The 25,761-nt window shown below is 73.4% G+C and carries 23 protein-coding genes and 1 pseudogene; 9 read left to right on the top strand and 15 right to left on the bottom strand.

The genetic code is table 11. From position 1 onward, the window contains the following. Window positions 1–46: 46 nt before the first annotated feature. From ACWCP2_RS13685 to ACWCP2_RS13705, 5 genes are all read left to right on the top strand, one after another. On the top strand, window positions 47–1,372 hold the full coding sequence (locus tag ACWCP2_RS13685) for a uracil-xanthine permease family protein (protein ID WP_450908752.1): 1,326 nt from the start codon (window positions 47–49) through the stop codon (window positions 1,370–1,372). Window positions 1,373–1,450: 78 nt separating this feature from the next. Beyond that, the gene (locus ACWCP2_RS13690) at window positions 1,451–2,386 is read left to right on the top strand and encodes a hypothetical protein (protein ID WP_450908753.1); all 936 of its coding nucleotides are present in this window, start codon (window positions 1,451–1,453) and stop codon (window positions 2,384–2,386) included. 188 nt (window positions 2,387–2,574) lie between these two features. Beyond that, window positions 2,575–3,996, top strand: coding sequence for an MFS transporter (locus tag ACWCP2_RS13695; protein WP_450908754.1), 1,422 nt, complete (start codon window positions 2,575–2,577; stop codon window positions 3,994–3,996). Next, window positions 3,993–4,586 carry a TetR/AcrR family transcriptional regulator gene (locus tag ACWCP2_RS13700; protein ID WP_450908755.1) on the top strand — a complete coding sequence of 198 codons (594 nt, stop codon included), beginning with the start codon at window positions 3,993–3,995 and terminating at the stop codon, window positions 4,584–4,586. Before ACWCP2_RS13695 ends, ACWCP2_RS13700 begins: the two co-directional genes overlap by 4 nt. Then, window positions 4,583–4,834, top strand: coding sequence for a hypothetical protein (locus ACWCP2_RS13705; RefSeq protein ID WP_450908756.1), 252 nt, complete (start codon window positions 4,583–4,585; stop codon window positions 4,832–4,834). Before ACWCP2_RS13700 ends, ACWCP2_RS13705 begins: the two co-directional genes overlap by 4 nt. A gap of 63 nt (window positions 4,835–4,897) precedes the next feature. On the opposite strand, the gene ACWCP2_RS13710 is transcribed toward ACWCP2_RS13705, so the two are convergent. Next, window positions 4,898–5,518 (bottom strand): L-threonylcarbamoyladenylate synthase, encoded by a 621-nt coding sequence (locus ACWCP2_RS13710; protein ID WP_450908757.1) that lies wholly within the window; start codon window positions 5,516–5,518, stop codon window positions 4,898–4,900. A gap of 372 nt (window positions 5,519–5,890) precedes the next feature. Between ACWCP2_RS13710 and ACWCP2_RS13715 the strand changes: the two genes are divergently transcribed. After that, a complete protein-coding gene (locus ACWCP2_RS13715) occupies window positions 5,891–8,353 on the top strand; it encodes a YfhO family protein (RefSeq protein ID WP_450908758.1) in 2,463 nt (820 codons plus the stop codon). Between the two features lie 94 nt (window positions 8,354–8,447). Here ACWCP2_RS13715 and ACWCP2_RS13720 read toward each other — a convergent pair whose 3' ends face one another. Beyond that, on the bottom strand, window positions 8,448–9,776 hold the full coding sequence (locus ACWCP2_RS13720) for a cytochrome P450 (protein ID WP_450908759.1): 1,329 nt from the start codon (window positions 9,774–9,776) through the stop codon (window positions 8,448–8,450). Between the two features lie 450 nt (window positions 9,777–10,226). Here ACWCP2_RS13720 and ACWCP2_RS13725 point away from each other — a divergent pair, with 450 nt between their 5' ends. Further along, window positions 10,227–11,909: a chloride channel protein gene (locus ACWCP2_RS13725; protein ID WP_450908817.1), complete on the top strand. Its 1,683-nt coding sequence runs from the start codon at window positions 10,227–10,229 to the stop codon at window positions 11,907–11,909. 34 nt (window positions 11,910–11,943) lie between these two features. On the opposite strand, the gene ACWCP2_RS13730 is transcribed toward ACWCP2_RS13725, so the two are convergent. Then, on the bottom strand, window positions 11,944–12,381 hold the full coding sequence (locus tag ACWCP2_RS13730) for a glutaredoxin domain-containing protein (protein ID WP_450908760.1): 438 nt from the start codon (window positions 12,379–12,381) through the stop codon (window positions 11,944–11,946). A 43-nt stretch (window positions 12,382–12,424) separates the two neighbouring features. After that, window positions 12,425–13,063: a peptidoglycan recognition protein family protein gene (locus ACWCP2_RS13735; protein WP_450908761.1), complete on the bottom strand. Its 639-nt coding sequence runs from the start codon at window positions 13,061–13,063 to the stop codon at window positions 12,425–12,427. A 2,106-nt stretch (window positions 13,064–15,169) separates the two neighbouring features. Between ACWCP2_RS13735 and ACWCP2_RS13740 the strand changes: the two genes are divergently transcribed. Together ACWCP2_RS13740 and ACWCP2_RS13745 are read left to right on the top strand one after the other, a co-directional pair. Further along, window positions 15,170–16,567: a D-alanyl-D-alanine carboxypeptidase family protein gene (locus ACWCP2_RS13740; protein ID WP_450908762.1), complete on the top strand. Its 1,398-nt coding sequence runs from the start codon at window positions 15,170–15,172 to the stop codon at window positions 16,565–16,567. Window positions 16,568–16,605: 38 nt separating this feature from the next. After that, window positions 16,606–16,974 (top strand): annotated as a pseudogene (locus tag ACWCP2_RS13745) (transposase); the annotation flags it as partial. A 69-nt stretch (window positions 16,975–17,043) separates the two neighbouring features. On the opposite strand, the gene ACWCP2_RS13750 reads toward ACWCP2_RS13745, so the two are convergent. The 11 genes from ACWCP2_RS13750 to ACWCP2_RS13800 all read right to left on the bottom strand — a co-directional run bounded on the left by ACWCP2_RS13750 (window position 17,044) and on the right by ACWCP2_RS13800 (window position 25,741). Further along, entirely contained in the window at window positions 17,044–17,448 is a 405-nt protein-coding gene (locus tag ACWCP2_RS13750) for a hypothetical protein (RefSeq protein ID WP_450908763.1), read from the bottom strand. Continuing rightward, window positions 17,445–18,611, bottom strand: coding sequence for a sensor histidine kinase (locus tag ACWCP2_RS13755; protein WP_450908764.1), 1,167 nt, complete (start codon window positions 18,609–18,611; stop codon window positions 17,445–17,447). The genes ACWCP2_RS13750 and ACWCP2_RS13755 overlap by 4 nt, the downstream gene beginning before the upstream one ends. A gap of 32 nt (window positions 18,612–18,643) precedes the next feature. Further along, complete coding sequence (locus tag ACWCP2_RS13760) at window positions 18,644–19,336, bottom strand: response regulator transcription factor (RefSeq protein WP_450908765.1); 693 nt, start codon at window positions 19,334–19,336, stop codon at window positions 18,644–18,646. A gap of 83 nt (window positions 19,337–19,419) precedes the next feature. Further along, window positions 19,420–20,124, bottom strand: a complete 705-nt coding sequence (locus ACWCP2_RS13765; RefSeq protein ID WP_450908766.1) for a VanZ family protein — start codon at window positions 20,122–20,124, stop codon at window positions 19,420–19,422. 118 nt (window positions 20,125–20,242) lie between these two features. Then, window positions 20,243–20,986, bottom strand: a complete 744-nt coding sequence (locus tag ACWCP2_RS13770) for a class I SAM-dependent methyltransferase (RefSeq protein WP_450908767.1) — start codon at window positions 20,984–20,986, stop codon at window positions 20,243–20,245. A gap of 61 nt (window positions 20,987–21,047) precedes the next feature. Beyond that, window positions 21,048–22,241, bottom strand: a complete 1,194-nt coding sequence (locus ACWCP2_RS13775; protein ID WP_450908768.1) for a barstar family protein — start codon at window positions 22,239–22,241, stop codon at window positions 21,048–21,050. Window positions 22,242–22,280: 39 nt separating this feature from the next. Then, entirely contained in the window at window positions 22,281–23,273 is a 993-nt protein-coding gene (locus tag ACWCP2_RS13780; protein ID WP_450908769.1) for an ADP-ribosylglycohydrolase family protein, read from the bottom strand. An 86-nt stretch (window positions 23,274–23,359) separates the two neighbouring features. Continuing rightward, window positions 23,360–23,779, bottom strand: coding sequence for an SgcJ/EcaC family oxidoreductase (locus ACWCP2_RS13785; RefSeq protein WP_450908770.1), 420 nt, complete (start codon window positions 23,777–23,779; stop codon window positions 23,360–23,362). A 70-nt stretch (window positions 23,780–23,849) separates the two neighbouring features. Continuing rightward, complete coding sequence (locus ACWCP2_RS13790; RefSeq protein ID WP_450908771.1) at window positions 23,850–24,176, bottom strand: hypothetical protein; 327 nt, start codon at window positions 24,174–24,176, stop codon at window positions 23,850–23,852. A gap of 102 nt (window positions 24,177–24,278) precedes the next feature. Beyond that, a complete protein-coding gene (locus ACWCP2_RS13795) occupies window positions 24,279–25,025 on the bottom strand; it encodes an LmeA family phospholipid-binding protein (protein WP_450908772.1) in 747 nt (248 codons plus the stop codon). Beyond that, window positions 25,022–25,741, bottom strand: coding sequence for a TetR/AcrR family transcriptional regulator (locus ACWCP2_RS13800; RefSeq protein WP_450908773.1), 720 nt, complete (start codon window positions 25,739–25,741; stop codon window positions 25,022–25,024). Before ACWCP2_RS13800 ends, ACWCP2_RS13795 begins: the two co-directional genes overlap by 4 nt. Window positions 25,742–25,761 lie beyond the last annotated feature (20 nt).

A 25,761-nucleotide genomic window follows, 5' to 3' on the forward strand; every position in this document is an offset into this window, starting at 1 on the left:
CCCGTCGAAGCCCGCCCCGGAGAGCCCCGTGAGTCCGGAGAGCCCCGTGAGTCCCGTCGACGAGCGGCTGCCGCTGCGCCGGCTGGCGCCGCTGTCCGCGCAGCACGTGCTGGCCATGGTGGCCGCGCCCGTCTCCACCACGTTCCTGACCGGCCAGGCCCTCGGCCTCAGCGCCGCGCACACCGCCTCCCTGCTCAGCGCCACCCTCGTGCTCTGCGGCGCGGGCACCCTGCTCCAGTCCCTGGGGGTGTGGCGGTTCGGGGCTCGGCTGCCGTTCGTCATGCTCCCCGGCGGGGCGGCCACCGCGCTCTTCCTCCAGATAGCCAAGGACCACGGCCCCGCGACCGCGACCGGCTCGGTGCTCCTCGCCGCCGCGCTGCTCTTCGCGGTGCTCCCCTTCTACGCGAAGGTCGTACGGCTCTTCCCTCCCCTGGTCATGGGCACCACCGTGCTGCTCATCGGGATCGCCATGATCCGGGTCGCCGCCCAGCTGGTCACCGGGCGCCCCGGGAGCCCCGGGTACGCCGCGCCCTCGGCCGTCGTGCTGGCCGGCGCCACCATCGGCTGCACCGTGCTGTTCCTCATGGTGCTGCGCGGGATCTGGCGGCAGACCGCCGTGCTCCTCGGCATGGGCGCGGGCACCCTGATCGCGCTCACGACCGGCCTCGGCCACCTCGCCCCCGTGGGCGGGGCCGGCGCGGGCCTGACGCTCCCGCACCTCCTCCCGTACGGCGCACCGCAGTTCGACGTGCTCGCCGCGCTGCCCCTCCTCGTCTTCAGCCTGACCACCCTCGCGGAGATCACCGGGCAGACCGTCCTGAACAGCGAGACGGTGGGCCGCGAGAGCGACCCCGGACGCGATGTGCCCCGGGTGGCCCGGGCCGACGCCCTGATCTCCGTGTTCGGCGGGCTGTTCGGCACCTCGCTGATGGTCACGAGCGCCGAGAACATCGGCATCGGACGGCTCACCGGGGTCCGCAGCCGCTTCGTGACCGCCGGGGCTGGTGTCCTGCTCGTCGCCGTCGGCCTGCTGGCGCCCGTCTCCCGGCTGATCGCCGCGGTCCCCGCACCCGTCGTGGGCGGATCCGCCCTGGTGATCTACGGGATCATCGCGGTGATGGGCGTCGACATGCTCGGGCGGACGGCGCCCGGCACCGGCGGCGGTTCCACCGTGGTCGCGCTGGCCCTCACCGCCGGACTGCTGCCGGTGGTGGCCCCCGACCTCTACCAGGGGTTCCCCACCTGGGCCCGGACGGTCCTCGGCAGCGGGGTGGTGGCGGGCACGCTCGCCGCGGTCCTGCTCCACGCCCTGTTCCGCGCGGTGGGGAGCGGCGGGCCCCCACCCGCGCAGGAGGACCGCTCCGCGGACTGACGGCGATGCTCCGCCGGGCCTGCGGCTATCCTCGCGCGGCGAAGGCGGGTACAACTGCTGTGCGAATGGGGGAAGCCGATGCTGCGCGACGCGCGCGAGTGGTTCGACGGCGCGGCCGACGGGGAGATACGGGCGCTGGAAGACGTGCCCGGCATCGAGCCGGAGCGGCTGCGGGAGCTGTGGTGCGCCGAACCGGAGCTGATGCTCCGCCTCGACGGCCTGCACACGGCCGCGCAGCGGGCCTTCGAGCGGCGTACGCGCGTCGCCGTCACGGACGAACTGCTCCGGGCCCTGCGCGCGGTGGCCCAGGGGGCCGACGTGGCCCGGCTGGAGACGGCCGTCGCGCTGGCCGGCGCGCGGCTGGAGGCCGATAAGGCCACCGCGGGGGCGCGCGGCCTGAACACCGGGCTGACGTGCGGGATCGTGATCAGCCCGGTGATCCTGCTCGTGGTCTTCGCCCTGGGGGAGTGGCTGCCCCGGCTCTTCGGGGTGCGCCTCGGCTGCCAGGAGCAGCTCGCCCTGGCGGGAGCCCTGGTGTGCTTCGCCGGCGGCGCGATGGGCGCGGTCTTCAGCGTCATCGTCCGGCTGCGCGATCCCCGGCAGCTCATCCGCGACAGCCGCGACAGCCGAGCCGGCCGAGCCGGTCGCGACAGCCACGACGGTCCCGGTGGGGCCGTTCCGGCCGTGGATCCGGTCCAGCTGTCCCGGGCGCTGCGCCAGGAGGGCTGGTACCGGGTGGTGGTCGGCTGGTTCCTGGCCACCGCGCTCTACCTCCTCGTCGCCGGCGGGATCCTCACCCTCCTGACCCCGCCCGCCACCCCGGCCGAACTGTGCGGGCCCGGCCCGCTCTCCGTGGACGGGCACGGGGCGCTGGTCAGGACCTGGTTCTTCTGGGGAGCCATCGGCTTCCTCGCGGGCCTGAACGAACGCTGGGCGCGCGGTCTGCTGCGCCACCCCTCGGCTCCCGCCAACGAGGCGGCCGTACCGCCGGGGGACGGCGCGCGGCGCTCGTAGGCGAACCCGGTGGCCGCAATCCGGTGCCCCCGAGGGGCGGACATGGGGGTGCACACGCGTTTACCCTGGGGGTGAACGCGCGTGCACCCCCCCCTGCACCCTTCTGCGCCGAACCAGCGTTCGGGAGCCGTATGCCCACCAAGACGCACCCCCGTCCCCTGCCTCGTCCCCGCCCCCGCCCTCGCCCGATGGTCGCCGTCCTGGCGTTCTGCGGGGCCATCGTCGCGGTCATGCAGACCCTCGTCGTCCCCCTGCTGCCGCACATCCCGGACCTGACGGGCAGCAGCCGCGCCGCCGCGGGCTGGCTGGTCACCGTCACCCTGCTCACCGGGGCCGTCTGCACCCCCGTACTCGGCCGCGTCGGCGACATGTACGGCAAACGCCGCGTGCTCCTCGCCTCGCTCGGCGTCCTCACCGCCGGGTCGGTGCTGTGCGCCGTCACCTCCGACATCGCCGTCCTGATCGCCGGCCGCGCCCTGCAGGGCACCGCGCTCGCCGTCATCCCGCTCGGCATCAGCATCATCCGCGACGAACTCCCGCCCGAACGCGTCCTGCCGTCCGTCGCCCTCATGAGCTCCACGCTCGGGATCGGCGCCGCGATCGGCCTCCCGGTGGCGGCCCTCGTCGTCGACCGCTTCGACTGGCACACCATGTTCTGGGCCTCGGCGGCCCTCGGACTGCTCGACGTCCTCCTCGTCCTGTGGACCGTCCCCGAATCCCCGGTGCGCACCGCGGGCCGGTTCGACGTACCGGGCACCCTCGGCCTCGCCGCCGTGCTCGTGGCCCTGCTCCTCGCGATCACCCAGGGCGCCGACTGGGGCTGGACCGCACCGCCCACGCTCGCCCTGCTCGCCACCGCCCCGGCCGTCGGATTCCTCTGGGCGCGCCACGAGCTGCGCACCCCCTCCCCGATGGTCGACCTGCGCGTCTCGGCGCGCCCCGCCGTGCTGCTCACCAACGTCGCGGCCCTGCTCGTCGGCTTCGCCTTCTACGCCAACTCCCTGGTCACCGCCCAGCTCGTGCAGGAGCCGGTGAGCACGGGGTACGGGCTCGGCGCCTCGCTCGTGGTGAGCGGGCTGTGCCTGCTGCCCGGCGGCCTGGCCATGGTCGCTCTCTCCCCGGTGTCGGCGCGGCTCTCCGCCGCGTACGGACCCCGGACCGCGCTGGCCCTCGGCGCGGCGGTGATGACCCTCGGCTACCTCGTCCGCTTCTTCACCAGCCACGCCCTCTGGCTGATCGTGGCCGGAGCCACGGTGGTCGCCTGCGGTACCGCGCTGGCCTACTCGGCGCTGCCCGCGCTCGTCATGCGGGCCGTGCCCGTCACCGAGACGGGCGCCGCGAACGGCCTCAACACCCTGATGCGCTCCGTCGGCCAGGCCTGCTGCAGCGCCGTCGTCGCGGCCGTGCTCGCCCAGGTCACCTTCCTGGCGGGCGGACGAACCGCCCCCACCCTGCACGCCTACCTGCTGATCTTCCTGATCGCGGGCGGCGCCGCGCTCGCCGCGCTGGCGGCGGCCCTCTGCCTGCCGCGGGGCAGACCGGCCGCGTCCGCGCGGACCGGTACGGTCGGGCTGACGAAGTCCGCGCCCGCGCTCCGGGAGGGCACATGAGCACCGCCGAGGAGTCGGGCCGCGACGCCATCGTCCGCGCCGCCCGCAGGGCCTTCACCCTGCGCCCGTACGCCGAGGTCACCCTGCGGGGCATCGCCGCCGACGCCGGCGTCAGCCCGTCGCTGATCGTGAAACGGTTCGGCAGCAAGGAGGGGCTGTTCAACACGGTCGCCGACTTCCAGCCGGCCGCCGACGCCCTGTTCGCCGTGGAGCCGGCCGTACTCGGCCGCCACCTCGTCCTGACCATGGTGCGGCTGCGCGACGAGCTGCGCGGGGACCCGCTGCTGCGGGTGGTCTTCTCCCTGGGCATCGACGACGAGCGCACCCTGCTGCGCGAGCGGTTCCGCGAACAGGTCACCGCCCGCCTCGCGGCCCGCCTCGCCGGCGCCGACCGGGAACTGCGCGCCGAGCTGATCGCCGGCCAGCTGCTGGGCCTGGGCGCGACGCTGAGTCTGCACCGGCCCGATGGCGCGGGCACCCGTACCCCGCCCGGACGATTGGCGGACCTGTACGCGCCCGGACTCCAGGGGCTCATCGACGGCGGCGCCGCACGGCGTGATCCGCGGGACCCGGTTAGCGTCGGGGGATGAGTACCGAACCGCAGAGCTTCGAGATCCTGCTGGTGCCCGAACACGTGGTGGAGGGGTCGGCCGACGACGCCGTCCGCTCGGGCGTCGTCGCACCGACCGGCCAGAACGGCGCCTCCGGCTATCCCCGTTACTCGGGTGACGGGATGGAGGCGGACATCGATCCGGTCACCCGGACGGTGGAAGCACTCCTCGTGGACGGCTCCGAGCTCGACTACGGCCTCAAGCCCGTCCTGCACCCGGCCACCTGACAGGCGGTCCCGGCCCACCAATCAGCGGCGGGCAGGCCCGGCCTGCCCGCCACCCGTCCGGCGTCACTCGAAGCGGGTGGTGTCCCCCGCGCCCCGCCGGACGATCTCGGCCTCGCCGCTGGAGAAGTCGATGACCGTCGTCGGCTGTGTCCCGCACTCGCCCGAGTCGACCACCATGTCGACGACGTGGTCGAGCCGGTCCTTGATCTCCCAGCCCTGCGTCATCGGCTCCGCCTCGTCGGGCAGGAGCAGCGTGCTCGACAGCAGCGGCTCGCCGAGCTCGGCCAGCAGCGCCTGGACCACGACGTGGTCGGGGATGCGCACGCCGACCGTCTTCTTCTTCGGGTGCTGGAGCTGGCGCGGTACTTCCCTCGTCGCCGGAAGGATGAAGGTGTAGCTGCCGGGGGTCGACGCCTTGATCGCGCGGAAGACGTCGTTGTCGATGATGACGAACTGGCCGAGCTGCGCGAAGTTCTCGCACACCAGGGTGAAGTGGTGGCGGTCGTCGAGCTGCCGGATGGACCGGATCCGGTCCACCCCGTCACGGTTGCCCAGTTGGGCGCCCAGCGCGTAGCAGGAGTCCGTCGGGTAGGCGACGAGCCCGCCCGCGCGGATGCCGTCGGCGATGCTGCCGATGGCGCGGGGCTGGGGGTTTTCGGGGTGTACGTCGAAGTACTTTGCCATCCGTCGAGCCTACGGGATCCGGTGGTTCCGGCACCCTGCCCGGGCCGTGGGCTCACCCGAGCGCGGGATGGGCGAAACGCGGCTAATTGTCCCTTTTAATGCCACCTGAACCGTACCTTCCCGTGATAGCGATCATATTTGCTGCTTCGGATGCATGAATTTTTCGGTGGTGTACATAGGGTGCGTGGATCGGCGGCCTGACTGTGGCCGATACGTCACGCACGAGGGTTTGCCACATATATGACCGCCACTTCGCTGCCGCCCGCTGGAAAACCCCTCTCGACGGGACGTCGCAGAGAGGCCGGGGCCCAGGTGGGCGGGGTGAAGCGGAATATCGCATTCCTCTCCGCTCTCGTTGCCGCACTCATATCCATGGGGGCCTACTGCGCCGGGCTCGCGGCCCGCGGCGTGTACCCCTTCGGCACCATCCCGCGCGCGACCAACGACCTGCGCCACCAATACGTCCCGTTCCACACGCACCTCTGGGACCTCCTGCACGGCAATGCCCAGGGCGACCTCCTGTTCAACTGGCAGAGCGGGTACGGCGTCGGATTCCTCGGCGACTTCTTCACCTACCTCGGCAATCCGTTCTCCCTCGTGGCCGGCGTGGTGCCGCGGGACCAGGCGGAACTCTCCGCCTACCTCGTCAGCCTCTTCAGCATCGGCCTCGCCGCCGCGCTGATGACCGTGTACCTCGGGCGCCTGCGCCCCGGCTCGCCCTGGCTGCGTTCCCTGCTCGCCGTGGGCTACGCCGTCTGCGGCTGGGGAGTCACCGAGGGAACCATCGTCCCGATGTGGACCTGGGGCCTGGTCGCGATACCCATGCTGGGCATAGCCGCCGACTGGTGTCTGACGGGCCGCCGCTGGGTCCTCGGCAGCCTCCTCTTCGCCCTGTGCTGGTACGCCAACTTCTACACCGCCGCCATGGCCACCATGGCCACCGCGCTCGTCTTCCTCGTACGGCTCCTGCTCGCCGACACCGACTGGCGCACCCGCGGCCGGGCGCTGTGGCGGGCCGCCACCATGACCGGCACCGGACTGCTCCTCGCCGCCCCCGCCATCCTGGTGTGCGCCCTCGCCAACAAGCGGGCCCAGCCCACCGAGCTGTACGTGGTCAGCGTGAAGACCGACCCGCTGACCTTCCTGTCGATGCTCATACCGGGTACGCACCCGATCACGCCCGCGCCGAACGTCTACGCCGGGGTGCTGGTCCTCCTCCTCGTCCTGACCCTGCCCTTCCAGACGAAGGTCCACGTCCGCGAACGCCTCGCCTGGCTCTCGCTCATCGTGCTCACCGGGCTCTCCTTCGTCCTCGTCCCGACCGCCAAGCTCTGGCAGGGCGGGGCGCTCCCGCACGGCGCCCCCTTCCGCGAGTCCTTCGTGTTCAGCGGCATGCTGGCGATGGCCGCCTGGATCTGCTTCGCCCACATGCCCCGCCCCCGGGCCCTGCTCGGCGGCGCCGGCCTACTGGCCCTGATCGTCCTGGCCACCCACGACTACCCGGCGGTCAACCGGCACGCCCTCAAGGGCGTCCTGATCGGCGGCGCCGTCACCGCCGTCCTCCTGCTGTTCTACGCACGCGGGCTGCGCCGCCCGCTGCGCATCGGGGTCATGCTGCTGCTGGCCTTCTCGGTCTTCGCCGGCACCACCTACACCGTCTACGGCAACGCCGTCGCCAACGACCCCCGCCGGCGCGGGCCCAGCCGCCCCCAGACGATGACCGAGCTCGGGCGCAACGCGCAGGAGGCGCTGGACGCACAGCGCAACTGGCCCGCCACCCGCGCCGACGCCGGACCCGGGATCTTCGTCACCAACAACGACGCGATCCTGGTCGGCGGCCAGGGCGGCTCCTACTACAGCAGCTACGTCAGCGTGGAAACCGCGACGGCGCTGCGCGGCCTCGGGCTCGGGCAGGGGATGGGCGGCCGCCACCTGTGGCCCGCGAACGACCCGGTCCTGCGGGCCCTGCTCGGCGTCGGCACCGTCCTCGAACCGGCCGGCACCGACCGCGTCACCGTGCGCACCCTGCCCGCCCCACCGCTGGTCACCGTCCGCGCGGCCGGCAGCGACCAGGCGTACGGGGCCCCCGAAGGCTCCGTCTGGGCCCGGCGCCAGGCCGCCCTCGGCGCCAAGGTCTACACCGTGCCCCCGCTCACCCGCGTCGGAGCCCCGGCCGGATCCGCCCCGGCGCCCGGGAAGGGCTTCCCCCTGACCAAGGGCACGGGCGAGGGCCCGGAGAACTGGGCCACGTTCACCGGGAAGTGCACCCCGGGCGCACGCGCCTTCCTCTACGCACCCGACCTGAACGCGACCGCCCGCGCCGACGCCACCGGCCGCCGCGACAGCTTCTCCGCCAGGCCCCCCGCGGTCAGCGCTCCGACCAAGGAACTGGGCAAGGCGGGCGCCGACGGCCGCTTCACCTTCTCCGTGCGCACCCCCAAGGACGGCCAGGTCCTGCCGCCCGACGCGCTCGGCTGCCTCGACGAGACCGCCTTCGACACGGCCGTGACCCGGCTGAAGGCCGGCGGCGCCACCGGCGTCACGGCCGGCGGGCACACCGTCGAGGCCCGGCTCCCCAAGGGCTCGACCGGCACCGCGGTGCTGGGCACCACGGCGTCCCCCGGCTGGACCTGCTCGGTCGACGGCGGCCCGGCCCGCGCCCCGCTCTCGTACCAGGGCCTGCTCGGCATCCCGCTGGGCTCCGGCGGCGCCGACCGGGTGGCGTGCTCCTACACCCCCGAGGGACTGCGCCCGGGCCTGGGCGCCGCCGCGGCGGGCCTGCTGGTCATCGCCGGCGTCATGGTCGGGGCGCGCCGGCGGGCCCGGCGGCGCTGACCGCGGTGACGAGCGCGGTCAGGACCGGGGCCGCTGACCCCGGTGACGACCGCCGTTGACGACCGCCGGTGATCACCGCCGGCGCTGACCCCGGTCAGGGCCGGCCCGTGAGCGTGGCCGGTGTCGGTCCGTCCGGACGGACCGTGATGCTGTAGGCGGCCCTGTCCGGGACGGACCGGAAGGCCGGCTCGTGGGCCGGCAGCAGGTGCTCGAGCAGCACCGTCGACTCGCGCAGTGCGAACTGCAGCCCGAGGCAGGCCCGGGGGCCGATGCCGAAGGGCACGTACCCGCCCGGGACGGACGGCCGCCCGCCCGGCGCGGTGAAGCGCCGCGGGTCGAAGCGCTCCGGATCGGGCCACAGCACCGGGTCCCGGTGCGCGAGGTAGGGGCAGACGACCACATCGGTGCCCGCCTCGACGGCGAAGCCCGCCAGGACGTCGTCCTCGGCGGCGTGCCGGGGCAGGATCCAGGCCGACGGGTACAGCCGCAGCGTCTCGCCGACCAGGGCCCCGATCGCCTCCCGGCGCTCGGGGGAGCCCTCGGGGCCCGCCGCGAGGGCCCACGCGCGGGCCTCGGGGTGGCGGTCGAGGAGCAGGTACAGCCAGGTCAGCGTCGTGGCCGTGGTCTCGTGCCCGGCGACCAGCAGCGTGACCAGCTCGTCGCGGATCAGCCGGTCGGTGTACTCGGGCCGCTCGGCGGAGGCTTCCACCAGCAGGTGGAGCAGCCCCGGCCCGTCGGGGCCCGCGGAGCCCCCGCGGGCGGCGGCGATGGCCTGGTGGGCCACGGCGTCGATCCGCGCCAGATCGGCGGCGACCGCCTCCCCGGCACCGGCCGAATCGGCGGGCAGCGTCGGCAGCGCCGCCACCACGGCCGCGACGGAGCCCAGTTCCCGGTCGGTGTCGGCGTCCAGCGGATGGCCGGTCAGGGAGCGCCAGATGGTGTCGAGGGCGAAGCGCCGCATCTCCTCGCCGACATCGAAGACCTCCCCGGTACGGGCGTACGCGGCCCAGCGTCCGGCGGCGGTCCGCGCGGCCCCGGCGATCCGCTGCTCGTAGCGGCGCATCCCGGTCCCCGTGAACTGGGACTGCAGCAGCCGCCGTTGCCGCTTCCACGCCTCACCGGTCGCGGACAGCACGCCCTCGCCGACCAGCAGCCGGGCGCGGTGCGAGCGTTTGACGTAGCGCTGCGGATTCAGGGCCAGCACGTGCTGGATCGCCTCGGGACCGGTGACCAGCACGGTCGGCCGCCCGCCGGGCCGTTCGTCCCCGAGCCGGAACGCGCCGACCCCGCCGAGCCGTCCGCAGACCTCGGCCAGCAGCTCGACGAGCTGGCCGCCGCCCGCGCTCCACCGCGCCACGACGGCGGGGTCCAGCTCGGGGACGGGGGGACTGAGGCGGCCCACAGGACCGGCTTCGATGGCCATCGGTGTTCCCCTGTTCGTCCGGTCGTCGTCCGTGGGTCGGTTCGTCCGCTTGCCCGTTCGCCGGCCGCCCGCGCCGGGCCGGCGGCAGCACGGACTGGGACTGTACGGGACCGGGAACGGACGGGGGTCGGCCTTCGGCCAGGCACGGCGCACCGCCCGTGCCCGGTCCTCTGCTCCGCCCCTGCTCCTCCTCTCCTGCTCCTCTCCTGCTCCTCTGCCGGTCCCCTCCCGGTTCCAGGGCGGGCCCTACGCCGGGCGGGTGTCCCTCCGGCCCGCCTCCGGGACCCGGCGGGAGACGGCCCGTTGGATGGGGGGTCCGGGGGATCGTGGTCAGGGGCCGGGGCGCGCGATCGGCAGTGGATCGGTTCCTGAGGAGTGGAGATGGGTCCGTTCTCGTACGCGTTCTCGGCGGACGCGGCCCGCGCGGCGCTGAACCGCACCCAGGCCGCCATGCTGCTGCCCGTGGTCCTCGTGGGCGCCGGGGCGGGACTCGGCGCGGTGGGCTTCCGCTGGCTCATCGAGGTCTTCACCCGGGCGCTGTCCGGCCACGAGGACTACTCCTCCGCCGGCCACGCCGACAACCCGTACGTGCCCTGGCTCGGCCCGTACTTTGTTTTGCTCGCGCCCGTGGTCGCGGGCGCGCTCTACGGCCCGCTCGTCTACCGCTACGCCAAGGAGGCGCGCGGCCACGGGGTCCCCGAGGTGATGTACGCGGTCGCCCGCCAGGGTGGCCGGATCCCGCCCCGGGTCGCGGTGGTGAAATCGCTCGCGTCCGCGCTGTGCATCGGCGGCGGCGGATCCGTGGGCCGCGAGGGCCCCATCGTCCAGATCGGGGCCGCCCTCGGCTCCACCGCCGGATCCCTCCTGCGCATGCGCGAGGAACGGATGCGGCTGCTGGTCGCCTGCGGCGCCGCCGGTGGCATCGCCGCCACCTTCAACGCACCCCTGGCCGGCGTCTTCTTCGCGATGGAACTGATCCTGCGCGATTTCACGGCCCGCGCCTTCGGCCTGGTCGCCGTCTCCTCGGTCACCGCCAGCGTGATCGGACGCGCGGCCCTCGGCGACCAGCGGTTCCTGGACCTGGTGCCGGTGAACGCCGGCCAACTGGCCGCGTACGCCCTGTACGTCCTGCTCGGCGCGGTCGCCGGAGCCGTGGGCGTGCTCTTCACCAAGGTGCTCTACGGGGTGGAGGACCTCTGCGACGCCGTCTGGCACGGCCGCCCCGAATGGCTCCGCCCGGCGGCCGGGGGCATCGTACTGGGCGCGATCCTGCTGGCACTGCCCGAGATGTACGGGGTCGGCTACCCGGTCCTCGGCAAGGCCGCGGTGGGCGGGTACGCGATCGGCTTCCTGCTCGTCCTGCTGGTCGGCAAGATCCTCGCCTGCAGCGTCACCATCGGGATCGGCGGCTCGGGCGGCGTCTTCGCACCCAGCCTCTTCATCGGCGCCATGCTCGGCAGCGCCTTCGGCCAGACGATGGACGGCCTCGCCCCCGGAGTGACCGGTTCGGCCACCACCTACGCCGTCATCGGGATGGGTGCGGTCTTCGCGGGCTCGGCCCGCGCTCCCATCACCGCCGTCGTCATCATCTACGAACTGACCGGCGAGTACGGCATCATCCTGCCGCTGATGGTCGCCATCGCCGTCGCCACCGGAGTCAGCCACGCCCTCAGCCGCGACACCGTCTACACGGCCAAACTCCGCCGCCGCGGCGTCGACCTGGACCTCACCGGCCCGGCCGCGATCGAGGTCCGGGCCGCCATGGGACCACCACCGCCGGCGCTCGCGCCCGACACCGGGCTGCGCGAGGCGGTCACGGCGATGATCGAGGCGGACGCCAGCCGCCTCCCGGTCGTCGACCGGCACGGCCACTACACGGGGTCGGTGGGCGCGCTCGCCCTTTCCCGGGCCCTGCACGAAGGACTCGCCGAGAACACACCCGTGGAGGCGGTACGGGACCACCCGCCGGCCCTGCTCGGCGGCCAGTCCCTCCAGGAGGCGCTGCCGCTGCTCGCCGCGAGCGAGGGCGACGGACTCCCCGTACTCGACGAGGAACGCCTGCGTCTCCTGGGCTGGGTCTCCCACCGCTCGGCCCTGCTCGCCCTGCACCCACCCGCCCGGCCCGCCCCCTGAGCCCTGACCCCTGACCCCTGACCCTGACCCCGGCTCAGGCGGGCGGAGTGAGCTGCGCGCGCACCCACGCGGGATCGGGGTTGGTGTGCGGCCGGCCCGCCACGATGACCGTGGGGACGGTCTCGTTGCCTTGGTTGGCCTCCCTGGCCGCAGCAGCACCTGCCGGGTCGCGCCAGATGTCGACCCAGTGCAGTTGGCGGGCGCTGCGGCCGAGCCGGAGGCGGAGCCGGATGCAGTACTGGCATCCGGGCCGCCACAGGACCACCGGCCGGCCGTCGGCCGCGCTGCGGCGGTGCGCCTCCAGGGCGGTGACCGGCCTAGGGAAGACGAGGGGCGAATGCACGCCCGCGAGCACCACGAACACCACCAGCAGCACCGCCGCGGTGACGGTGCTCCCCATCAACATCAGCCCCACCGCGAGGGCCGAGCCGCCGAGCACGAGCTGCAGGGGCAGTTTCCAGGCGCGCGTCATGAGACGCAGGCTACCGATGAGCCGAGGCGCTCCCCGAACCGGGTCACCCCGGCCGGGAGTTCGCCGCGGGGACACGCCCGCGGACCCGGCGGACGATCTCGGCGCGCTGACCGGACCGGAGGCCACCGGGGCACGCGTGGCCTCCCCACGCGGCGCCGCCCATGGAGTGGACGCCCAGACCGGGCACTTCCGGGCTTCCACTGACGGCCGGCGGCCAGCCGTGCGCGCCGGCGCCCCAGGCGAAGATGCGGGCGACGGCTTCGACCTGCGCCTCGGTGAGCGGGCGGGCGGCGAAACCGGAGGTCTCGACCGAGGCCCACCCCCCGTTGCCCTCCACCTGCGCCCAGGCCCGGTCCAGTACGGACACGTACTGCTCCGTCTCCCCGTCCAGGGAGACCCAGAAGTGCGAGGAGGTCTTGATCCCGGGGATGTTGAACCGCTCGTACAAGGAGCCCTCGCCCTCCTGGACATGGAGCACGAGCCCGCGCTGCGCGTCGCGGTCACCGTGGACGAAGTTGCGCTCCAGCGGCATCCTCGCCACCCCGGGCATCCACCCGGAGGCGGGCGAGGCGGCCGGCGAGGCGACAGCCTTCCCCGCCCGCCGGCCACGGTCGTCCCCGCCCGGTCCGGCGCCGGTGGACCGGCCGGCCAGCAGGGACCCGGCGGCCGCCGTGAGCAACACGGCGCCACCGCCGAGGAGGAGGCGCCGCCGCGGGGGAGCCGGGGGGTGGGGTGCGCTGGGGTCGCTGGGGCCACTGGGGTCACTGGGATTGCTGGGGTGCATGAGCGGTGTCCGGTTCCGGGTGGTGCTTCGCGTGGGGGAACGGCGATTCAACGGGGCGCTCATGATGGAGGCGTGATCGTTTGATGACCGTTCGATGACGGGTCCCGGCCTCCGGTACGGCCGGGGGATTGTGACCAATTGGTCATCCAGTGCGCATCACCTGCGCATATGGGCCACGGAGACTGGCCGAAGATCCAGAACGGCACGAGCAAGGCGGTGTACGGCATGACGGCGGTACCGGTGGAGGGCGAGACGCCCGGCGCGACGAGGGACGAGCACCCGGCGAGGACGCCGGGGCCGCGCGATGCGCAAACACCGACCCCCGCCCCGACCCCCCGGCCGGACCGGGCGCCCGCACCGACTCCGGACCCGCGCCCCGCGCCGACCGCTTCCGGTCCGACGGCCACGCCCGACGCAACGCCTGCGTCCCTTTCCGACCCGGCACCCAGCTCCGCACCCGAGGCCGAGCCGAAGCCCGAGGCCGGGGCCGGGGCCGAGGACGGGCCGACCCCCGAGTCCGTGCGCACGCCCGATGCGGCGCCTGCGTCCCCGTCCGAACGGGCAGCCAGGCCCGGGCCCGGGGCCGGGGCCGGGTTCGTCTCCGCACCCGATGTGGCGCCTGCGTCCCTTTCGGTCCCGGCAGCCAGTCCCGAGCCCGAGCCCGAGCCCCAGGCCGAGGCCGGGGTTGAGGTTGGGACGGCGCCCGAGTCCGTTCCCGCGGTCGATGCGGCACCCGCGTCCCCTTCCGACCCGGCACCCGAGCCCGCGTCCGTGGTCGGGCCGGACGCTGAGCCCGCGTCTACGCCGTCGCTTTCGGCCGAAGCCGAGTCAGACTCCGTTCCCGCTCCCGAGGCCCAGGCCGAGGTCAGGCCCGCTCCCGCGCCCAAGTCCACTTCCGTGCCTACACCCGAGTCCGTTCCCGCGCCCGACTCCGGGTCCGCGCCCTCGCTTTCGGCCGAGGCCGAGTCTGTTCCCGCGCCCGGGTCTGCACCCGCGTCTGGGCCCGGGTATGCGTCGGTGTCCGCACCCGCGCCTCGGTCTGCGCCCGAGCAGGGGTCTGCGTCTGCCTCTGCCTCCGCGGCGTCGCTTTTGGCCGAGGCCGAGGCCGAGGTCAGGCCCGTGCCAGTGTCTGCTGCCGAAGCTGCGTCGACTTCCGCTCCTGCGGGCGGATCTGAAGCTGCGTCCGCTCCCGAAACTGGTCCTGGGGCAGTGCCTTTGGCCGACGCCGTGCGCGGGGCCACTGCCGTACCCGACACTGCGTCCGCGTCCGCTCCCGAATCCGGGTCCGGGTCGGCGGATGCGCCTGGGGACGCGGCCGTACGCGGTCCCGTTTCGTGGCCGGGCGCCGTTTCGCGGGCGAACTCGGTGCCGGACGGTGGCGGTTCCGAGGCTGGTTGTCCGGACCTGCCTCCCGAGTCGGACTCCGAGAAGACGAGCAAGTTCATCGCGCTCAAGCCACTGGACGAGGCCCCGTCGAAGCAGGTGCCGGTGCCGACCTGGGCGTCGGCTTCAGGGCCTGCGCCTGTGCGGCGGGCCCCTGCCGGGCCGGCGGCTTCGCACGCCCCCGCTGCGGGAACCGTGCCCGGCCAGCCTTCGGTGCCCGGTTCGGTTCGGGGGACCGTCCCGCCTTTGGGCGCTGCCCCGGTTCGGGGGAGTGTGCCGTCTTCGGGGGCTGCCCCGGCTCGGGGAGCCGTGCCGCCTTCCGGGGCAGCCCCGGCTCCGGTGAGGGCACCGGCGTGGGGAAGGGCACCGGGTGGCGATGCTGCTCCGGGAACCGGTCCGGCGCAGGGGGCCGCTCCGGCTCCGGCCTCGGGCGTGGCCTCGGCTCCGGCTCCGGCCTCGGGCCCGGCCTCCGCCCCGGGTGCGGTCCCGGCCCCGGGCGCTGCCTTGACCCCGGCCTCGGCCTCGGGCGCGGCCCCGGCCCCGGCTCTGGCCTCGGCCTCGGGCGCGGCCTCGACCCAGCCCCCGGCCCCGGGCGCGGCCCCGGCCCCGGACGCTGATCCGGTGGCAGGCGGCAGCGGGAGCGGGAGCAGCGCCGGCTTCGGCACCGTGCAGGGGGCCGGCTTCGGTGCCGAGGGGACCAGTGAGCAGCCTTTGCCCGCGCTCGGGTTGCTCGCGGAACTCACCAATACTCCGCCGCCGCCCGCGACCCCCGCCCGGACCGTGGCCCGCCGGGTCCGGATCTGGGCGCCGCCGCTGCTCCTGCTGGTCGCCGTACTGGCCGTCGTACAGGCGCTGCGGCCGCTGCCCAACGCCGTCCTCACCAGCGGGGGCGCCGCGTCCTCCGTCACCCTCGACGGCCGTTTCGAGGTGCCCTGGCCGGAGAAGGGCCAGGCCGCCCTACGGATCGGCGGCGCGGGCGACGTCGGGACGTTCGGGGAGCAGAAGCCCGTGCCCACGGCCAGCGTCGCCAAGGTCATGACGGCCTACGTCATCCTCAAGGGGCATCCGCTGAAGAAGGACGAGGGCGGCCCGCAGATCGCGGTCGACGCCAAGGCCGTCGCGGACGGCACCTCGGCGAGCGAATCGCGCGTCACCGGCCTGACGGCCGGCAGCCGTTTCTCCCAGCAGGACATGCTGAAGATGCTGATGATCCCCTCCGGCAACAACATCGCCCGCCTGCTCGCCCGTTGGGACACCGGAAGCGATTCCGAGGCCGCGTTCGTGGAGAAGATGAACGCCGAGGCCAAGGCACTCGGCATGACCTCCACCACGTACACCGATCCCAGCGGGCTCGACGCCAAGACCGTGAGCACCGCCGCCGATCAGCTGAAACTGGCCGAGGAGGTCATGAAGTTCGACGCCTTCCGGGCGATCGTCATGCTCCCCAACGCCACCGTCCCGGGCCTGCGCGAGCCGCTCATCAACAACAACGACGACCTGCTCATCGCCGGGCTCAGCATCAAGGGCATCAAGACCGGCTCCAGTTCGGCGGCCGGCGGCGCACTGATGTGGGCGGCGTACAAGACGGTGGGCGACAAGACCCCGCTGATCCTCGGCACGATGCTCGACCAGCACGTCACCGGCGCCGACCCCGACGGCGCCAACAGCCTGAAACTGGTCAAGCAGAACAGCAAGAAGGTCATCGAGGCCGTCCGCGCCGCGCTGACCTCCGCCGGCGCGGTCAAGAAGGGCCAGGTCGTCGGCTACGTGGACGACGGGCTCGGCACCCGGACCCCGGTGGTGGCCACCCGCGACACGGCCGCCGTCGCCGTGCCGGGCCAGCAGCTCGGCCTGAGCCTCGCCGTCGGCGGCGACGGGCTCCCCGAACACGCCCCGGCCGGCACCGAGATCGGAACCCTGACCATCGGCACGGGGCCCGGCGCACCGACGGTTCCCGTGGCCCTCCAGACGGACCTGTCCGCTCCCTCCCTCGGCGCGAAACTCCTCCGCCTCGGCTAGGGCCTGTCCGGCGGACCATGTGACGTTCATGTCAGCTGATCGTCGATTCGGGCACGGGCCGGGGGGATCTAACGCATCGCGAGTGGTCGCTCCTGGAGCCGCATCTGCCGCCGTCGGGCGGTCGGGGAGGCCAGTGGAGCGACCACCGCAGAGTGATCAACGGGATCCTCTCGACGTCGTGCCGGGCGCATCAGCACGCAGCGGACGGCCTCGGACCCGGCCCGACCACATCAGCGGCGACAAGGCATACAGTTCCCGCCGTAACAGGCGCTACCTGCGAAGACGAAGCATCAAGCACACCATCCCGGAGCCGAAAAGCCGGCGCGCCAACCGCCAACCGCCAACGCCGAGGCAGCCGGGGCGGCAGGCCCACGAATTTCACCCGCGAGAACTACCGGCGCCGCAATCCGCTTGCGGGTCCGTCCATGACCCGCCGAACAGGAGGGAAGCAACACACTTGTCGGGGGTAGAGGCGCTCATCGCGCGTCGAAGGCCGCCTGCAACGCATCCGCCGTGGGAGCGATGACAACCGCGCTCTCCTGAAGGTCCGCAGAAAGATGCCTGCGTTCCTCCTCGTGGAAAATCAGCGCGCCACCGGACTGGGGGACGATCGAGGCCCCTAGAGCTGCCGCCAGCCGGGCAAGCACACCCAGCATCGCGCCACGGGCAAAGTGCGTGGCCATCATGGACAACATCCCGGCCTCGTTCTGGGACTCGTGGTAGAGGTCCGCCTCACCCCCGTCCTCCGCGCGGAGCTGGGAGAAGCCCTCCTCCGGACCGCCCGCCACCACGTAGCGCTCCGTCGCCTGTCGGAACCGTTCGGCGTCCAGGGCGACGACCTCGCCGTCCACGAACCGGAGCAAGAAGATGCTGTAACTCACGGACACACTCTGCCATCACCATGATCCACCGGACAGGCCCTTGAGACCCCCTGGTCCCGGCCGGCGCCCGGGAGCCGGACCGTCACGAGGAGGCCGCCGGCGGGGCGGGGGACGAGGGCGAGGGTCCCGGCGTGGGCGCGGACGATGCTGTGCACGATGGCCAGGCCGAGGCCGGCGCCGGCGTGCTCGTCGGTGCGTACGCGGTCCGTCGCGCGGCGGAAGGGCTCGGTGAGCGCCGGGACCAGTTCCGGAGCGAGCCGCGGCCCGGTGTTCTCGACCCGCAGGACGCTCGCGCCGCCGTCCTCCTCGTCCTCCTCGGTGTGGACCGTCACGGTCCCGCCGGTGGGGAGGTTGTGGACGACGGCGTTCTGGACGAGGTTCGTCACCATCCGCAGCAGGAGCTCCGCCGAGCCGTCGGTCCGGGCCGCCCCGCCGGTGACGTCGAGGGCGATCCGGCGCTGCTCGGCGAGGGGCAGCAGGGTCTCGGCGGCCTCCTCAGCGAGGAGCGAGAGGTCGACGCCCTCGCGCGCGAAGTCCGCCCGGTCGCCGTGGCTGAGCAGCAGGAGGGCCTCGGTGAGGTCGATCGCCCGCGCGTTGACCACGTGCAGGCGTTCGATGAGCTCGTCCCGGTCCCGCGTCGGATCCTTGCGGGCGACGTCGAGGAGCGTCCGGGAGATGGCCAGGGGGGTGCGCAGCTCGTGGGAGGCGTTCGCCGCGAACCGCTGCTGCTCGGCGACGTGGGACTCCAGCTGTTCGAGCATCGAGTCGAAGGCGTCGGAGAGTTCACGGAACTCGTCCTGGCGGTCCGTCATGCGGATCCGGTGGGACAGCGACCGGTTTCCGGCCGTCCGCGCCGCGTCCGTGATGCGGGTGAGGGGTGCGAGCATCCGGCCGGCGAGGATCCATCCGCCCACGAGGCCGAGCACCAGCAGGAACGCCAGGACCGCGGCCGCCCTCGGCGCGAAGACGCGCAGGAGGTTGGACCGGATGGGGAAGACACCGGTGGTGGGTGCCTCGGCGGAGACGATGAGCGCGCGGTCGGGGACGTAGCGCAGGAGGAACAGCCACACCGCAGCGAGCAGCAGGACGCCGGCGACCATGAGGAATCCGGCGTAGCTGAGGGTGAGTTTGGAGCGAACGCTCCACCCAGGGGCTCTCTTCACGCCTTGCTTCACGCCCTGCTTCACGCCCTGACTCACGGCCTGCCCTCGGTCTCCGGCTGCTGGGTGTCGGTGTCGATGCGGTAGCCGACGCCGGGCACGGTGGCGATGATCCACGGCTCGCCGAGCCGTTTGCGCAGCGCCGAGACGGTGATGCGCACGGCGTTGGTGAGGGGGTCCGCGTTCTCGTCCCAGGCCCGTTCCAGCAGCTCCTCGGCGCTGACGACCCCGCCCTCGGCGCCGACGAGGACGTCCAGCACGGCGAACTGCTTGCGGGTGAGCGCGACGTAGCGTCCGTCGCGGAAGACCTCCCGCCGGAAGGGGTCGAGCCGCAGGCCCGCGATCTCGCGGACCGGGGGGCGGGCGTACGCGCGTCTGCGGTCGAGCGCCCGCAGCCGCAGGACGAGCTCCCGCAGCTCGAACGGCTTGGTGAGGTAGTCGTCGGCGCCGAGCCCGAACCCGGACGCCTTGTCGTCGATCCGGTCGGCAGCGGTGAGCATGAGGATCGGGATGCCGCTGCCGGAGGCGACGATGCGGCGCGCGACCTCGTCCCCGGAGGGGCCGGGGATGTCGCGGTCGAGGACCGCGAGGTCGTAGGAGTTGACGCCGAGCAGTTCCAGGGCGGTGTCGCCGTCGCCGGCGATGTCGGCGGCGATCGCCTCGAGCCGCAGGCCGTCACGGACGGCCTCGGCCAGGTAGGGCTCGTCCTCGACGATCAGTACGCGCATGCCCGAAGCCTAGACACCCGGACATATCGGCGTCGTATGCGCGGTGCGGGTCGGTGCGGGTCGGCGCGCATCGGGTACGCGTGTCAGCCCGCCGGAGTCAGGGCGGGCCGGGGCCGCTCCGACGGCGCCGGAGCAGTCGTGCGCCACCAGCGGCGCGAGGCCAGCGCGGCCAGGGCGGCCCCGGTGGCGTTGACCAGGACGTCGTCCACGGAGGAGACCCGGTCCAGTTGGAGGACGTACTGCGCGGTCTCCACCAGGACCGAGCATCCCGCCCCCAGCGCCAGCACCCTCGGCACGGAGGCCAGTGCCGCCCACCGCATCGGGGCGAAGAACCCCAGCGAGGCGAAGACCAGCAGGTTGCCGCCGATCCCGAGCGGCCCCATCGTGGCCAGGTCCCGCAGCGGTACCAGACTGAACCGGCCGGGGACGATCCCGGCGCCGGACCCCGGCATCATGGTCATCCACACGAACGGCAGCGTCCCGTGCACCATGCCGACCTCGGCCAGCGAGATCCGCCACGCCGACGCGACGCCGGCCGCGCGTCGCCGGCGTGCCAGGACCCACACCAGCAGCAGGGCCGGCGGCACGGCGACGAGGGTCATGAGCACCACGCCGTTGAACGTGTCGAAGCACCCGTGCCACTGCCCGGCCGCGCACCTCGGAGCGGACATCAGGAGCGGTCCCCGCACGAGGTACAGGAGGCTCGCCAGACCGAGGGCCGCCAGGTCGAGGAGTACGCGCCTGCGCGCGCGGTGGGGCGGTGGTGACGGGGATGCGTTGCGGTTCATGTTCCCAGGGGAGCCGGTGGGGCGTTGCGAGGGCGTATCCGATTTTCGATACGTCCGCGATACGCGCGAAACGTCTCTCGGTGGGACCACGTCCACGTCCACGTCCACGGTCCGGCCATCAGCGCACCGCGGCCGACAGCGGTACCTCGACGACGAAGAACAGGAAACAGGGCGCGCTCGCGAGGCCGTGGAAGCCGTCGGGGAACAGCTCACGCGCCGCCGGATCCGGTTGCGGTTCGCTGATGACGGACAGCCGGAACCCGGCGGTGGCGAAGGCCTCCGTCATCGCCTGCAGGGGCTTGCGCCAGAACCTCATCGGGACGGACGTCCCGTTGAAGGTCCAGTCGAAGGTGTAACTGCCGGCCGCGAAGTAGTCGGGCCGGGGGTCCTGGATCGTGTAGGCCACGAAGGGGTGGTCCACGGACGCGATCAGACGGCCGCCCGGCGTGAGGACGCGCCGCACCTCGGCCAGCGTCGGTCCCCAGTCCTCCAGGTAGTGCAGGACCAGGGACGCGACCACGTCGTCGAAGGCGCCGTCCGCGAACGGCAGGCGCTCACGCAGGTCGGCCAGGTGCAGGGCCGTGCCGTCACCGAGCCGGCGCCTGGCCAGCGCCAGCATGCCGGCGCTGGAGTCGAGGCCGGTGACGACCGCACCGCGCTCGCGCAGGGCAGCGGTGAGGGGTCCCGAACCGCACCCCGCGTCCAGGATCCGGCGGCCGGCCACGTCTCCGGCGAGGGCCAGCATCGCGGGCCGCTCGTAGAAGGCGTTCACGAGACTGGTCTCGTTCTCCGCCGCGTACGCCTCGGCGAACCCGTCGTAATGATTCGCCCGATCCCGATCCCGATCCTGATCGTGTTCCATCGTTGCAGCCTAGTAGTCACATGATCCGCCGGGACAGGGATGGGATTGTTCGTCGCCTCCCTCACCGGAGTACGACGGTGACGCTCCTCTCGCGCAGGACGTTCAGGGTTTCCTCGAAGTAGGACCGGCCACCGAGGTGGTGCAGGACGTCTCCGGCGAGGGCGTGGCGGGCGATGTCGGCGTGGTGCCAGACGAGGGTGAACGGGGGGACGACGGAGGGTCCGCCGCACAGGTAGTCCGCCACCGAGTCCAGCCCTCTGCCGTAGTGGGCGCCGGGGCCGAGCAGGGCTTCGCCGAGCGCCAGGAGCAGGCCGCTCCTGTCGGTGACGTGCTGTCCGTCCAAGTGGTACGTCCCGCCGGACACGCCCTCCGGCCCGTACGGGCCGAGGTGGGTCAGGCCCAGCCACTCGGAACGGCCCTCGGTGTCGAACCGTGCCCACTGGTGGGGCCGCGTGGGCACACCGTCGGACCAGATCTCCCAGACCGCGCGGGCGGCCAGGGTGGGGCGGTCGTCACCGGGATCGGTGATGGTGACGTCGATCAGGGCTCCGCCGAGGACGGACGGGCGCGCCTCGACGGTGTCCAGGTCGAGGTGGTACCCGGCCATCGTCCGGCCGTGGCGATCGAGGCGCCGGAGCGTGATCGGGTCGCCCTTCTGCGGAAGGGGACGGCGCAGGAGGGCCAGAAGCGGTGCGGCGGGTTCGCAGCCGATGAGGTGTACGGGCGGGGTGGGTCGCCGCGGGCGCGGGGTGAACAGGCCTTCAATGGAAAGGCAACTGTCCGAAGGGCTGTCCTCTCGGACCGTCGGGAACCACAGGTCGAACCGCGGACTCGACGGCAGCCGCCTGCTGCCCCAGTAGTCGTCCTCCCTGACGCCGGTGCCCACGACGATGTCCACGCGCCCGGGATCGCCCGGCGTGGGCCACTGGGCGAGAACGGCCGTGTCCTCCAGGTCCCAGTAGCGGGACGGTCCGCTGCTCGAGGGATCCGCGGGCTCGATCGAGAGCAAGCCGTCCCCCAGCAGCCGGACCGGGTCGGCGCCGGCCGTGACGGCCTGGACCAGCAGGCTCTCACGCGGGCAGCCGCGCAGCGTCAGGACCTCGCGCGGCAGTGGGGGCGCGTCCATGAACAGGCCCTCGACCTCCGCGCACCGCCCCCACAGCACGCCCTCCTCCTCACCTTCGGGGTCCTCCCGCACCAGGAGATACCGGACCGGGAAGTCCCGCTCCCACCCCACTTGTTCCTCCGAACGCACGCTTCTCCCTTGCTGGCGGGCCGTCTTGGCGCGGCAACCCTACGGCTCGCCGACGCCGAAGGCTCCGGATAGCCCTTGCTCGGAATGACGCTCCCCGCCAGCCGGAGCGGCCTGCTCGGGTGTCCATCCGCTCCATGCCGGAAGGGGCTCGCGCGCCGCGAGCCAGTCGGCGGGAACGCGGCCGGTGCCGGTGCGCGCCGCGACGACCCCGGCCGCGATCGCGCAGGTCGTGTCGCGGTCGCCCCAGCCTCCGACGGTCTGCCACAAGGCTTCGGGCAGGTCGTCCATGTGCCCCGCGGCGGACCACAGGGCGAACGGCACGGTGTCGGGCGCCGAGATCCGCCATCCCGAGCCCAGTACGGACGCGGCGCGGCCCACCGGCGTACCCGCGGGGAGGTCCGCGGCCGTCCGCAGCCCGGAGCCGACCTCGCTGCCCGGTACGTACCGGGCGACTTCACGGAGGAACTCGGCGCGGACCGGGGCGTCGTGGCCCGAGCCCGCCGCCGCCAGCGCGGCGGCCACCGCGACGGCGACGGCGCCCGCGACCGCCTCGGGGTGGGCGTGGGTGGCCCGCGCGGACAGCCGGGCCTGCGCGGCGGCCTCCTTCGGGTCACCCCGGTACCAGGCACCAAGCGGCGCGACCCGCATCGCGGCGCCGTTGCCGTAGGAGCCCTGCCCGCCGAACTGCTCGGCGGTGACACCCCGCCAGCCCTCGCCCGCGCCGATCCGCTCCAGCACCTCGTGCATGGACGCCCCGTACTTGCGTCCCGCATCCCGCGCGTACTCGGCGGCGAACTCCCTCGCCAGAGCGTCGGGCCGGACCTCCCCGTGGGTCCCCAGGTGGGCGAAGAGCACGAACGCCATGGCGGAGTCGTCCGTCCACCGCCACGGGGCGGGCCGGAGCCGGCGTGCCGCCCACTGCTCCTCGACGTTCTCGCCGGAAAGCGTGAACCAGCTGTCACCGAAGGCATCGCCCATCACCAGCCCGTCCAGGGAAGCGCGGGCGGACCGGGCGGACGGCGGGCTACTCATGGGAGTTCCTTCGAACGGCGGACTGGCCGGGCCATCCTCTCCGTCCGGAGCTGCCTCGCGCGAGCCGATTAGGCGGACCCGACGATCTAGGGCTGGTCCACGACCACCCCGGTGTTCTGGCAGGCGGTCAGCAGCCAGCGGCCGTCCGGCTGCTTCGCGATGACGTACAGGGGAGCGCCCTCGCTCTCCTCGCCCGGCGACACGTAGCGCTGGCGGACCTTGACGGCCGCGACGTCGGGGCGGATGAAGAGCACGTGGACCACCTCGTAGGTGACCTGGCCGTCCCAGTTCGCCGCGGGCAGGACCTTGCGGGTGAACTCCGAGATCGCGTCCAGGCCGACGAGGACCTTGCCGTGGGCCGTCGTCCAGATCGCGTCCGGGTGGAAGAGGGCGAGGAACTCCTCGGGGTCCTTGGTCCGCTGGGAGTGCTCGACGGTGGCGACGAGCCGGCCGATCGCTTCGATGTCCGCCGCGCGGGACGGTGATTCCGTGGTCATGAGGATCATGGTCACACCTCAACCACGCTTGAGGTCAAGCCTGTTGCGGCGGGAGGTGCCCACCTGCCGGCCGGATCGCCTACGGCGCGGTGATCGGGGACACGGCTACGCAGCCACCGGCGGCGGCGGCTTCGCCCGTGGCCTCCTTGATGACCTTGCCCTGATGGATGACCTTGCAGGTGAGGTCGGCGGTGTCGTCGGCCGAGCTGGGGGAGACCGCCGGGGGCATGATGCCGCGCAGGGTGACCGTCTTGGTCCACGTGGTGCCCGGCTGCTCGGCGGTCACGAGGTTCGGCGCGGTGGCCGTGCCTCCTCCGTCGTGGAAGGAGACGGAGTCGACGGTCTTGCCGGTGACCTCGTAGGTGACCTCGTAGGTCTCGTTCACGGCCTTGTCGACCTGCTCCACGGCCTTGTCGGTCGTGGCGGCGGAGCAGCCGGTGGCGGCGAGCGCCAGACCGGTCAGGACGAGGCTTGTCTGGGTTTGCCAACAAGAACAATCGATGGCCGCCTACACCGACTTGCAGTTGCTTCCCGCGGCGTCCGGTGTGAAGGACTTCGCGAGGGAGGCGTCCAGGGTGAGGCCGGCTCCGGTGGTCCGGGCTCCGGTGAAGCTGACTCCTTCGGGCAGGTCGCCGACCTCCACGGTCCGGGGCGCGAGCTGCTCGGCAAGGCCGCCCGCGCCGGGCAGCCCGCTCACCGTGGCTATCGGCAGTTCGCGGCCCAGTACGGAGACCGTCTCCGGGGTGATCGTGATGCCGCTCGCCGTGGTGCTGGTGCTCGCGTGCACGGTGACGGGGAGGCCCAGACCGCCCACGGTCCCGGAAAGGGTGAGCCCCTTCGCGTCGCCGCCCACCTTCAGCCCGTCGACGCCCGCGGCGGCTTCCCCCGAGTCGGCCAGGTGCTTCTGCAGGGCCGCGTAGGGGATGGTGACCGTCGCGCGGCCGCCGCTCATGGAGCCGTCGCGCGTGACGTCGTACAGGTCGGCCTTGACGTTCATGTCCATGTCCATGCCGGCGCGGCGCACGTCCTCGGCCGCGAGGTGCACGGAGCCCACCTGGCCGGTCAGCGCGCGGAGTCCGGCGAAGGTGCCGGAGAGTTCCGCGGTGACGGGTCCGCGGGCCTGGAGGCGGCAGCCGGCCGCCCGCGCGATGCGGTCCTGGGCGGTGTGTTCGACCGCGATGTCGGCCACGAAGACCCCGATCAGGGCGGTGGCCGCGCCGGCGGCGACGAGGACGGGGGTGCGTCGGAGCTTCATGGTGCGGCGGATCCGATCTGCTTCAGCATTCCGAAGGCCTCCAGCAGGAGGGCGGAGGGCGGGGTGACGGTGAGGGTGCCGTTCGCGCGGCGCCGGCGCTGGGTGCGCAGGACGGCGCGGACGGCGGACAGGGCGGCGCCCGCGATCACCCCGGCGCGCAGGTCGGCGTCGGGGGTGTCGGCGGGGAGCCGGTTCAGCACGATGAGGGTGAGCCGGTCCTCGAAGTTGGCGAAGAGCTGCACGAGTTGGGCGGCCACCACCCGCTCGTCACCCGCGATGGCCACGGAGTGGGTCAGGGCGGTGAGGCTGGACGCCGCGAAGGGGGCCACCGCGGAGATCAGGGCGTTGCAGACCGCGTCGAGCGGCTCCTCGTGCGGCGGGCGCCGGGCCAGTTCGGCCTCGACGTACGCGAACAGGTCGACGCTGTCCGGCAGGAGCAGGGCTTCCTTGCTGTCGAAGTAGCGGAAGAAGGTCCGCTCGGAGACGTTCGCGCAGGCGGCGATGTCCGCGACCGTGGTGCCCGCGAAACCGTGCTCGGCGAACAGCGCGGCGGCGCCCTCGCGCAGCAGTGTGCGGGTCCGCTCCTTCTTCCGCTCGCGCAGGCCGGAATCCGGCTCCGGCTCCGGTTTGGAGCCGGGCGCGGATCCCGCGGATCCCGGTGCGGATCCCGGTGCGGGTGAGGGTGCGGAGAGGGGGGCGGGCGGATCTTGGTTCACCGTCGAAGCCTAACAATGCC

The organism is Streptomyces sp. NPDC002104 (assembly GCF_053593795.1).

Coding starts and splice junctions, on each gene's coding strand:
- ACWCP2_RS13765 (WP_450908766.1), bottom strand. CDS start 20,124: ATGAACCGCAACGCATCCCCGTCACCACCGCCCCACCGCGCGCGCAGG.
- ACWCP2_RS13710 (WP_450908757.1), bottom strand. CDS start 5,518: ATGGCAAAGTACTTCGACGTACACCCCGAAAACCCCCAGCCCCGCGCC.
- ACWCP2_RS13780 (WP_450908769.1), bottom strand. CDS start 23,273: ATGAGTAGCCCGCCGTCCGCCCGGTCCGCCCGCGCTTCCCTGGACGGG.
- ACWCP2_RS13715 (WP_450908758.1), top strand. CDS start 5,891: ATGGGGGCCTACTGCGCCGGGCTCGCGGCCCGCGGCGTGTACCCCTTC.
- ACWCP2_RS13725 (WP_450908817.1), top strand. CDS start 10,227: ATGCTGCTGCCCGTGGTCCTCGTGGGCGCCGGGGCGGGACTCGGCGCG.
- ACWCP2_RS13690 (WP_450908753.1), top strand. CDS start 1,451: ATGCTGCGCGACGCGCGCGAGTGGTTCGACGGCGCGGCCGACGGGGAG.
- ACWCP2_RS13695 (WP_450908754.1), top strand. CDS start 2,575: ATGGTCGCCGTCCTGGCGTTCTGCGGGGCCATCGTCGCGGTCATGCAG.
- ACWCP2_RS13785 (WP_450908770.1), bottom strand. CDS start 23,779: ATGATCCTCATGACCACGGAATCACCGTCCCGCGCGGCGGACATCGAA.
- ACWCP2_RS13720 (WP_450908759.1), bottom strand. CDS start 9,776: ATGGCCATCGAAGCCGGTCCTGTGGGCCGCCTCAGTCCCCCCGTCCCC.
- ACWCP2_RS13700 (WP_450908755.1), top strand. CDS start 3,993: ATGAGCACCGCCGAGGAGTCGGGCCGCGACGCCATCGTCCGCGCCGCC.
- ACWCP2_RS13770 (WP_450908767.1), bottom strand. CDS start 20,986: ATGGAACACGATCAGGATCGGGATCGGGATCGGGCGAATCATTACGAC.
- ACWCP2_RS13705 (WP_450908756.1), top strand. CDS start 4,583: ATGAGTACCGAACCGCAGAGCTTCGAGATCCTGCTGGTGCCCGAACAC.
- ACWCP2_RS13795 (WP_450908772.1), bottom strand. CDS start 25,025: ATGAAGCTCCGACGCACCCCCGTCCTCGTCGCCGCCGGCGCGGCCACC.
- ACWCP2_RS13730 (WP_450908760.1), bottom strand. CDS start 12,381: ATGACGCGCGCCTGGAAACTGCCCCTGCAGCTCGTGCTCGGCGGCTCG.
- ACWCP2_RS13760 (WP_450908765.1), bottom strand. CDS start 19,336: ATGCGCGTACTGATCGTCGAGGACGAGCCCTACCTGGCCGAGGCCGTC.